This is a genomic window from Cysteiniphilum marinum (genome assembly GCF_014857925.1).
GTDB classification, from domain to species: Bacteria; Pseudomonadota; Gammaproteobacteria; order Francisellales; family Francisellaceae; genus Caedibacter; species Caedibacter marinus.
Genome location: NZ_JACYVZ010000085.1, coordinates 1 through 2413 on the forward strand (window position 1 = coordinate 1; position 2413 = coordinate 2413).

At 32.8% G+C, this 2413-nt stretch carries 3 protein-coding genes; 2 read left to right on the plus strand and 1 reads right to left on the minus strand.

The window, feature by feature from the left end; translation table 11 throughout:
* Positions 1-200, minus strand: a 200-nt coding sequence (locus IE867_RS14765; protein ID WP_225630085.1) for a hypothetical protein, incomplete at its 3' end; no start/stop codon positions are given.
* A gap of 186 nt (positions 201-386) precedes the next feature.
* On the opposite strand from IE867_RS14765, the gene IE867_RS14310 reads away from it, so the two are divergent.
* Positions 387-1388 (plus strand): ParA family protein, encoded by a 1002-nt coding sequence (locus IE867_RS14310; protein ID WP_192485387.1) that lies wholly within the window; start codon positions 387-389, stop codon positions 1386-1388.
* 24 nt (positions 1389-1412) lie between these two features.
* A partial coding sequence (locus IE867_RS14315) for a hypothetical protein (RefSeq protein WP_203250285.1) occupies positions 1413-2413 on the plus strand: 1001 nt, incomplete at its 3' end.

Below are 2413 nucleotides of genomic sequence, written 5' to 3' on the forward strand. Positions count from 1 at the left end.
TCAATTCTTCTGACCAATTCCTTAACGGCAATTCTGGTCATTGCAGTATTACCTGATTGCTTTGCTTGTCGGTAACATCTTGCTATTACTTCAATCAAACCAGTGTCTGACAACTTTTGTTCGCTTCCTACACTGTCGAGCAACAATTGATAATCTCGCTCACGTTTGGCTTTCATTCTTTGGGTGCTTGATTTTGGCATATAATTTTTAGCCTCTCTTTTTGTCACTGTGACAAAAGTATATTACATCAAAATCAATTTGTAACTATTTAAACCAATAAGACACGCTAAACCAATAATATGTGTTTAAATATTTTGACATATTTTAGTTGATCTGTTTACGTTTACATGCTAAATTTCAGTTATAACATATACCAAGGACATATTATGAAAAATTATACAATAAAAAATATTATGGATATATTCAAAGTTAACAAAACAAAAAGCGCTATACTTAAGGACGAGAAAAACAAAATTATTCCTCAAGCAGATAGAATGAGTAGAGGAAATGTAAAAGTTAGAGTATGGAATGAAAATCAACTGCCCGAAATAGGCAAAGAATACAGTTTCCTAGGTGAGCCAAAAAAAGGTACTCGCATAATTTCAACCTACAGCCCTAAAGGTGGAGTCTTGAAATCGAGTTTATCATTTAATATAGCTCGCATTCTAGCCTTAAATGGTATTAAAGTATTGGCTATAGGCTTAGAAGTATCACAAAAAACACTGACTAGAAATTTAAGTCAACCTATTGATATTAATTCTATTGATGAAGCTAATGATTTATCTGAAAAAGGTTTATGGGAAGTATCTAAAGGTGATGTAAGTATCGATAAAGTAATCAAGAACACAAATCTTCCAACTTTGGACTATATACCAGAGTCATCAAACCTTAATTTTCTTGAGCAAAAAATTAAAGACGAACGTAGACGAGAATTTACAATTAAAAGGCTATTGGCTCCAGTAACTAATCAATACGATGTTATTATATTTGATAATTCTGCGTTTTGGGGCAGTCAATTAGTACAGAATTCTTTGGCAATGGCTACAGACATAATATGTCCTTTTGGCTGTGAGCTAGAATCTTTTAGATCAGTTGTTGAAAGTATAGGTCTGATTGATGATTATAAAAAAGATATGGAGATTAATTGGAACTCTTTTAGCATAGTTCCAACCTTAAAAAACAATACTACCCTATCCACTCAAATTGAAACCTTTTATAGAGCTAATTTTAAAGACCTTGTTACCAACACAACAATACATAGATTGAACGCTGTAGCCGAGGAAAGTGGAATAGAACAAATTTCTGTTATCGAGAGTCATAACAATTCACCACTAGCAAATGATTACTACGAATTAACAATTGAATTATGGAATAGAATTAACAAGTAACCATAGCAAAGGTATAGCAATATTATGGCTGTTAAAAAGAATCAACTGGATAAGTTATTTGGTAGCATTAAAGTTGCTAAAACTACTAATTTATCATCGAAGGATGTTTGTCAAAATAAAGGTATAAGCCCTAAAACACAACCTAACACAGAACTTGACACAAACTTAGCACAACCTAACACAGAACTTGACACAAACTTAACACAACCTAACACACAACCTGACACAAACTTAACACAACCTAACACAGAACTTGACACAAACTTAGCACAACCTAACACAGAACTTGACACAAACTTAGCACAACCTAACACAGAACTTGACACAAACTTAACACAACCTAACACAGAACTTGACACAAACTTAGCACAACCTAACACAGAACTTGACACAAACTCAACACAACCTAACACAGAACTTGACACAAACTTAACACAACCTAACACAGAACTTGACACAAACTTAGCACAACCTAACACAGAACTTGACACAAACTTAACACAACCTAACACAGAACTTGACACAAACTTAGCACAACCTAACACAGAACCTGACACAAACTTAGCACAACCCAACACAGAACCTGACACAAACTTAGCACAACCTAACACAGAACTCGACACAAACTTAACACAATCACCATCAAAAGAAGATCAGAATGCTTTAATTAAACAAATAGAATCTATAAATTTTCTATCAGGAAATGAGAAAAAAATATTTGAGTATTTAGCTAATTCATCAGTTATGTCACGAGGGCAATATATAGCTAAAAACCTAAGTAAAAAGGATATTTCTAGCGGTTCTACTGTGCCTGTTGGAAGTGTGAATACAAGTTTAATAAGGTTAATAGAAAAAATAGTTATAAAAAAAACAGACTGTGTAAAAGGAGGAAAAAACGCAACTGCTTCATATTTAATTTTTAGTAAGTTTATTAAGGAGTTTAACTCCCCTATATATAATAGTAATACTACTAATACTATAAACAAATATAGTAACGACAAGGAAGAACAAAAACCAACCAACAC